This window comes from Mesorhizobium sp. M7A.F.Ca.CA.002.04.1.1, from assembly GCF_004022805.1.
GTDB lineage: Bacteria > Pseudomonadota > Alphaproteobacteria > Rhizobiales > Rhizobiaceae > Mesorhizobium > Mesorhizobium ciceri.
In genome coordinates, this window is record NZ_RZPL01000267.1 from 1 (window position 1) to 6,936 (window position 6,936).

At 64.0% G+C, this 6,936-nt stretch carries 7 protein-coding genes; 3 read left to right on the top strand and 4 right to left on the bottom strand.

Annotated features, from left to right (window positions below):
- Both ENZ75_RS15685 and ENZ75_RS15690 read right to left on the bottom strand, forming a co-directional pair.
- The coding region (locus ENZ75_RS15685; protein WP_164887838.1) for an FAD-dependent oxidoreductase at nucleotides 1-2,194 on the bottom strand (2,194 nt) is incomplete at its 3' end.
- Nucleotides 2,191-3,078: a phosphotransferase family protein gene (locus tag ENZ75_RS15690; RefSeq protein WP_063169919.1), complete on the bottom strand. Its 888-nt coding sequence runs from the start codon at nucleotides 3,076-3,078 to the stop codon at nucleotides 2,191-2,193. The genes ENZ75_RS15690 and ENZ75_RS15685, both read right to left, overlap by 4 nt.
- Before the next feature lie 403 nt (nucleotides 3,079-3,481).
- Here ENZ75_RS15690 and ENZ75_RS15695 point away from each other — a divergent pair, with 403 nt between their 5' ends.
- Entirely contained in the window at nucleotides 3,482-4,258 is a 777-nt protein-coding gene (locus ENZ75_RS15695; RefSeq protein WP_013528029.1) for a DeoR/GlpR family DNA-binding transcription regulator, read from the top strand.
- Here the strand turns inward: ENZ75_RS15695 and ENZ75_RS15700 are convergent.
- Together ENZ75_RS15700 and ENZ75_RS15705 are read right to left on the bottom strand one after the other, a co-directional pair.
- Nucleotides 4,255-5,154, bottom strand: a complete 900-nt coding sequence (locus ENZ75_RS15700) for an NAD(P)/FAD-dependent oxidoreductase (protein ID WP_063169920.1) — start codon at nucleotides 5,152-5,154, stop codon at nucleotides 4,255-4,257. The genes ENZ75_RS15695 and ENZ75_RS15700 overlap by 4 nt on opposite strands.
- Nucleotides 5,144-5,593: an Rrf2 family transcriptional regulator gene (locus ENZ75_RS15705; RefSeq protein WP_128278171.1), complete on the bottom strand. Its 450-nt coding sequence runs from the start codon at nucleotides 5,591-5,593 to the stop codon at nucleotides 5,144-5,146. Before ENZ75_RS15705 ends, ENZ75_RS15700 begins: the two co-directional genes overlap by 11 nt.
- Before the next feature lie 263 nt (nucleotides 5,594-5,856).
- Between ENZ75_RS15705 and ENZ75_RS15710 the strand changes: the two genes are divergently transcribed.
- Both ENZ75_RS15710 and ENZ75_RS15715 read left to right on the top strand, forming a co-directional pair.
- On the top strand, nucleotides 5,857-6,513 hold the full coding sequence (locus tag ENZ75_RS15710) for a DedA family protein (protein ID WP_081714289.1): 657 nt from the start codon (nucleotides 5,857-5,859) through the stop codon (nucleotides 6,511-6,513).
- A gap of 75 nt (nucleotides 6,514-6,588) precedes the next feature.
- Nucleotides 6,589-6,936 (top strand): LysR family transcriptional regulator (locus ENZ75_RS15715; protein WP_164887839.1); only part of this gene is annotated, 348 nt, incomplete at its 3' end.

A 6,936-nucleotide genomic window follows, 5' to 3' on the forward strand; every position in this document is an offset into this window, starting at 1 on the left:
CCGTGAAGCCGGCAAAGCGTTTCTTCATTGCCGTGCCGCCGGTCTTCTCCAGCGCGCGCCGTCCGATGAAATCCGTGTTCTTGCGCAGCTTGACCGCCCAGCCGAGCCCGGCTTCCTGCGGCGTGTCGTTGGGCGTGATGTCGGAGCCCCAGGCACGATAGCCCTTTTCCAGCCGCAGCGATTCCAGTGCCCGATAGCCGATCGGGCGGATGTCGTGCTTTTTGCCTGCCGCCATCAGCGCGTCGAAGACTTCGCCGGTGGCCGCGATGGGCACGTGCAGTTCCCAGCCCAGTTCGCCGACATAGGTGACGCGCAGCGCCCGAATTGTGTGGCCGGCGATGGCAATCTCACGCACATGGCCGAACGGGAAGCTCACGTTTGAGACGTCGGCTTCGGTCACGGCCGAAAGCACGTCGCGCGCCCGAGGACCCATCAGCGACAGCGTGCCGAAATCCTCGGTGACATCGACAAGCCTGGCATCGAGCCCTTCGCCGATATGATCGCCGATCCACGAGGAATCATGCGTGCGGAAGCCTGTGCCGGTGACGATGTAGAACTTCTCTTCGGCCAGCCGCGCCACCGTCAGATCGGCCTCGATGCCGCCGCGTGTGTTGAGAAGCTGCGTGTAGGTCAGCCGGCCGACCGGCTTGCTGACGTCGTTGGCGCAGACCCAGTCCAGCGCCTTCAGCGCATCGGGCCCGCTCAGCTCGTATTTGGCGAAGGAGGATTGATCGAAGATGCCGACTTTTTCGCGCACATGCCGGTGTTCGTCGCCGACCGCCACAAACCAGTTCTGCCGGCCCATCGAATAGATGTCCTGCGGCTCGACGCCTTCGGGCGCGAACCAGTTAGGCCGTTCCCAGCCGAGCTTCGAGCCGAACACGGCATTTTGCTGTTTCAGCCTGTCGTAGAGCGGCGAGACGATGCGCGGCCTCCCGCTGGCATACTCCTCATGCGGAAAGCCGATCGTATAGTGTTTGCCATAGGCCTCCAGCGTGCGGTCGCAGACCCACTGACGGTCACGGTGCAAATTAGCAAAGCGCCTGATGTCGACCACCCACAGGTCGAGCGGTGCTTCGCCATCGACCACCCACTGCGCCAGCACCCAGCCAGCGCCGCCGCCCGAGGCGATGCCGAAGGCGTTGAAGCCGGCGCCGACAAACATGTTGGCGCATTCGGGCGCTGTGCCGAGAATGAAATTGCCGTCCGGCGTAAAACTCTCCGGCCCGTTGATCATCTGCTTGACGCCGACGGTTTCCAGTGCCGGCACGCGCGCGATCGCTTGGCTCATATGCTGCTCGAAATGGTCGTAATCATCGTCGAACAGCCTGAATTCCCAATCATTGGGGACGTCACCGCCGGGGAGACCAGTAGCCCAGGCCTGCGGGTTCGGCTCATAGCCGCCCATCACCAGCCCGCCGACCTCTTCCTTGAAATAGGTGCGCCGGTCCGGATCGCGGATGGTCGGCGCGTCGGTCGCCAGTCCGTCGATCTTCTCGGTGATGATGTACTGGTGCTTCACCGGCTGCAGCGGCACGTTGATGCCGGCCATGGCGCCGACCTGCCGCGCCCACTGGCCGGCGCAGTTGACCACCTTGTCACAAGCAATGTCGCCCTTGTTGGTCTTCACCGCCGTGATGCGGCCGTCCTTCATTTCGAAGCCGATGACGCGGACATCCTCGAACAGTTTGGCGCCATGCATGCGCGCGCCCTTGGCCAGCGACTGCGTGATGTCGGAGGGGCTCGCCTGGCCATCGGTCGGCAGCCAGGAGGCGCCGACAAGATCGCCGGTTTCCATGAGCGGCCACATTGCCTTGACTTCCGCCGGTGATAGCAATTGCATGTCCATGCCGAAGCTTTTCGCCGTCGTCGCCAGCCTTTTGTACTCGGTCCAGCGGTCGGCATTGGTGGCGAGCCTGAGGCAGCCGGTCATCTTCCAGCCGGTGGCAAGGCCGGTCTCGGCCTCGAGGCCCTTGTAGAGGTCGACGGAGTATTTCAGCACGCGGGTGATCGAAGCCGACGAGCGCAACTGGCCGACAAGGCCGGCGGCATGCCAGGTCGAGCCCGAGGTCAGCTTGCCTTGTTCGAGCAGAACGACATCGGCCTTGTGGTCGCGCGCCAGATGATAAGCCGTCGAACAGCCGATGATGCCACCGCCGATGACGACGATGGCGGCCTGGGTCGGCAATGTCATGATTTCTGCATCCCGTACTTCGTTCTGTAGTTTTCCAGCGCCGTGTCGAGCCGGGCGAGGTTTTCCTCGGTGTAGGCGACGTAGTCGATACCGGGCGCGTCGAGATAGAGCTCGGACACCATGCTCCACATCGCCTCGCGCAGCAGCGAGGCGCATTGCATGGCCGCGTGCGAACGGCGGATCGCTTCGTCCGGTTCCTTCATGAAATAGGCGGTCAGGAAGGCGAAGGATTCCTCGTCGCTCATGCCGGCGTTGGAGGCGGCGCCTGCGAGGTCGAACATCGCCGTGTTGAAGCCGGCATATTCGAAGTCGATCAGCCACAGCCTGTTGCCGTCGTCGAGAATGTTGGCCGGCAACAGATCATTGTGGCCAAAGACGATCGGCAGCAGTTTCTGCGCGCGCTCCAGTTCGTCGGCCAGCGTCAGCAGGCGCGGCAGGTCGCTGCGCTTGCGGCTGCCGCCTTCTTCAAGCGTGCGCGCATAGTCGCGAATGACATGGAACACCCAGAACATGAAGCCGGCGCCGGAGACGTGAGTGGGCATCTCCCGGTGAAAGGCGCGCATCAGGGCTGCGACGCGGCCAAGATTGGCGCGTACGTCCTCGGCGAGATAGGTCTTGGCGCCGAGAAACTCTGTGACCATGATGCCCGGTTCGGCATGGCGGACGGCCGGCGCGAAACCGGCGGCATGCGCCGCCCGCGCCGTCATCACCTCGCGCTCGCGAAAGACATGGTGGAACGGATAGTCCTTGCCGAAGCGCACGACGTGTCGTCCCGCCGCGTCCGTGACCACATAATTCGCGTTGCTCAGACCGCCGGGCAGCGGTGCGATCTCGATGCCACCGGTCCAGCAGGGCAGGGCGCGGATGCGGTCTTCGGCGGTCACGGAATCATCCCTGGTTTGCTGGGCTTCGACAAGGCGCCGTGAACAGCGCAACGACGGCGGGGAGAAACGTAAATAATCTCGTCGGTGCGGGACGCCAGGATCGGTATCCCGCACCGCACCGACGAGCCCCTTGGCCAGGTTTTTGAGCCCGGCATCCGCCCCCGCGGATCTGAAAATTCCTTGTACAGGCACGTTCCAAACGGCCTGATCGCTGAGTTGCGGCTCTGCCCCCAGTCGCAGATCTGAAGCCTGTTAATGTCTTTGATTTCACGCCAGGGTTTCCCGCTTGTCAATAAAAAGCTGTGACTTTTTTTGGGTATTTTGCCTGAAAGCATAAGGTAGTTCCTTTAAAAGCAATTGAATTACCTTAGAATCGGTCAAGAGCATCAGTTCGGGAAACCAGATGGCCCAGTCCAAACGACACGGCGAGATCCTGCGGCTCCTGCAGGAAGAGGGCACCGTCACCATCGCCAGTCTGGCCGACCGGCTGGGCGTGTCGCTCGAGACGGTGCGCCGCGACGTCAAGCCGCTGACCGGTGATGGCTCTGTCCTCAAGATGCATGGCGCCATCGGCCTGCCGTCAATGATCGGCGAAGCGCCGTTCGAGCGGCGCATGCGTGAGAACGCCGACGCCAAGCGCGTCATTGCCCGCATGGTCGCCGCCACCATCCGCGACGGGGAATCCATCATGCTCGACACCGGAACGACGACCTCGTTCCTTGCGCGTGAACTGCTCGGCCACCGGCGCCTGACGGTCGTCACCAATTCCTCGGACATCGCCCGCACGCTGGCCACCATCAACGGCAACAAGGTCTATATGGCCGGCGGCGAGTTGCGCAGCGATTCCGGTGCTGCTTTCGGCGCCTCGGCGATCGATTTTGTCAGTCGCTTCTCGGTCAGTCACGCCATCATTTCCACCGGGGGCGTCGACGCGGTGATGGGCGTCATGGATTTTGATCTGGATGAGGCCGAGTTCGCCCGCATGGTGCTGTCGCGCGGCCAGCGGTCCCTCGTCATCACCGATCACTCGAAATTCGGCCGTCTTGGTCTGGTCCAGGTCTGCGGCTTCGACAGCTTTTCCGAACTCGCCACCGACCGCTCGCCGCCGCACGACCTGGCCGCCGCCCTTGCGCAGGCCGGCGCCCGGCTCAGCATCGCCGGCGCGGAAGCCGGGTTCTAGCCGAAGACCAGCGATTGGTGGGCGCAGACGCCCGCAAAGGTGCCACCCGATACTGCAAGGGCGATGTTGTGCATCGAACGTGCCGCGTCGCCGGCGGCGTAGACGCCGGGCACGGTCGTCTGCTGCCTGTCGTCGACTGATATCACCGGGCCGAGGAGGCCTTCGGTGAAGCCGCAGCCGAGCTGTTCGGCCAGCGGGCTGGCCATGATATTGCGCGGAGCGGTGAACACCGCCCTGACGCCGGCCTTTCTGCCGTCGTCGAGGTGGACGATCAATCCGCCGGAGCCGTCTTCCTCTAGCTCGGCAACGCTGGTGGGCTCAAACCGCACCTTTCGGCTCTCCAGCGCGCGCATCTGCTCTGTGTCAGGCTCGAACAGGCCATTGCCGAACAGCGTGACATCGCCCCAATCGGTGATCAGCTGTGCCTGATGCATGGACATCGGACCGGTTGCGAGCACGCCGAGCGGCCCGCCGGAAACTTCGTAGCCGTGGCAATAGGGGCAGTGCAGCACGCTCTTTCCCCAGAGCTCGGCAAGCCCGGCAACCTCCGGCAGGATATCGCGCACCCCAGTGGCCAGTACCAGCCGTGCCGCGCCGAATGTCTCGCCACCCTCGGTGGTGATTTCGAAATCGCTGCTGCCAGCGGCAAGGGCCTTGTCGGCGCGCCCGTCGACAACCCTGGCTGTCGGATAGGCCAGTAGTTGGCGCCTTGCGTCATCCAGGATTGCGCCGGGCGCGCGCCCGTCATGTCCGAGGAAGCCGTGCGAATGCTCGGCAAAGCGGTTGCGCGGCCGGCCGGCGTCGATCACCAGCACCTTGCGTCCTGCCCGCGCCACCTGGATGGCGGCGGACAGGCCGGCAAAGCTGCCGCCGACGACGGCAAGATCATACTGCATGGCTGGAGACTCCAATGAGGTCAAAACGGCGGCGGAAATCGGCGGTCAGGTCAGCCAGCGTGATGCGGCTCAGCTTCTCCGCCAGCAGCCTTTCGGCGGCGTTGCGAAAATCGTCGAGCACGGCGATCACCGCCTGCTCGACGAGGCCGCCGGGGCTTTCCGGATCGGTGCTGAACGGCAGCAGTGTCTCGCCAAGGGCGACGCTGATCTCGGCCAGGGATATTTTCTCGGGCGCCCGCCCGAGCAGCCAGCCGCCACCGTGCCCGCGCGACGAGGTGACGATGCCGGCGTCGCGCAAGCCTGCGATGGTGCGGCGGACCACCACCGGATTGGTGTGGATGAAGGTGGCAAGCTGCTCGGAGGTCAGCGCCTGTTCGGGCTTCTCGGCCATGTGGACGAGAATGTGCAGGGTAGAGGACAGTCGGCTGTTGCGCTTCATGTAACTTAGTTAGTTACGATTGGTGTCGATGTCAAACACGTCTCGTCCGCGCCGAGGCGCAATGTCCACGCAATCCATTCGCGGCAAACAGAACCAGTCGGTGCGCGATTCGCCTCGTATGCCGGCGCCAAGGCGTCGGACCCGACATATGCAACGGATTTCGGGTCCGACGCTGACTGCAGCAAACGCCACGCCGACCGATCGAAGCGTTGGATCCAGGATGAAGGTTGCCTGATGCTTTGTCTTTTCTCCAGAGATGGACCGTGGCACCGTTTGGTGTCGGCGTCACCATGTCGCTTCGCATGACGGGGCCGCTGGCAGCCATCCTCGGCTTCGGTCTGTTGGGCGTTTTCTGCCTCGCCTTCACCGAAAAGATCCTGCCAATTCCGCCCTCGCATGTGCTGCTGCTGTTCCTCGGCATGACGGCGGCGCCGGATGCTTCGACGCTGGCGATCCTGCTGATGGTGACGACGCTTGCGTCCGCCAGCGGCTGCCTTGTCTGGTATGCGGTCGGCCGCCGGGTTGGACCTGACCGTGCCGACAGGCTGGTCGAGCGTTTCGGCAAGTACGTGTTCCTGCGTCACGCGACCTACCGCAGGCTCGGCCAGGCCTATCGGCGCAATCACGTCCGGGTGTCCTTGCTGGCGCAGTTCATCCCGACTGTGCGCAATTACCTGCCGATCGCCGCCGGCGCACTCTGTCTGCCCGCTTTGCCCTTCGCGGCCGCGACGCTGCTCGGCGCCACGTTCTGGAACGCGGGCTTTCTCACCACCGGCTATCTGCTGCGCGGCAGCGGCCGGGACTCCTTCACGGTGGGCCTGCGCATCATTGTCATCGTCGTGGCTCTGGAGACGGCATTCATGCTTGCGCTGCGCTATGGCCCCGCATGCCGGCGGCGCATCAAGTTGGCGCTCGGTTGAGCGCCAGCTCTCAGGTCATGGGATAAGCTCTGCAGTCGGCTTTCCTTCATTCGGCCGCCGGTGTTTAGTCCGGGCATGGCTTTCACCATCCGCCAGCTGCAGTTCTTCATCGCCGTTGCCGAGCAAGGCACGGTCTCGGGCGCCGCCCAGAACCTCTCCATCTCGCAATCGTCGGTCACCGAAGCGATCAAGGAACTCGAAAGCGATCTCGGCGTCGAACTGTTCGAACGCCACCCGCGCGGCCTCAACATCACCCACAAGGGTCACCAGTTCCTGCGCCATGCGACGAAAATCCTCGCCGATGTTTCCGACGCGCGTCGCTCTTTCTCCGGCGAGCAGGCGGTGGCGGCCGGCCGGCTGCAGCTCGGCGTCACCTCGCTGGTCGCCGGCTATGTGCTGTCGGATCTGCTCGCCCGCTACCGC

What these genes read in the sequence shown, in the direction of transcription:
- ENZ75_RS15700 (WP_063169920.1), bottom strand. Translation starts at nt 5,154, where the DNA reads ATGCAGTATGATCTTGCCGTCGTCGGCGGCAGCTTTGCCGGCCTGTCC.
- ENZ75_RS15705 (WP_128278171.1), bottom strand. Translation starts at nt 5,593, where the DNA reads ATGAAGCGCAACAGCCGACTGTCCTCTACCCTGCACATTCTCGTCCAC.
- ENZ75_RS15695 (WP_013528029.1), top strand. Translation starts at nt 3,482, where the DNA reads ATGGCCCAGTCCAAACGACACGGCGAGATCCTGCGGCTCCTGCAGGAA.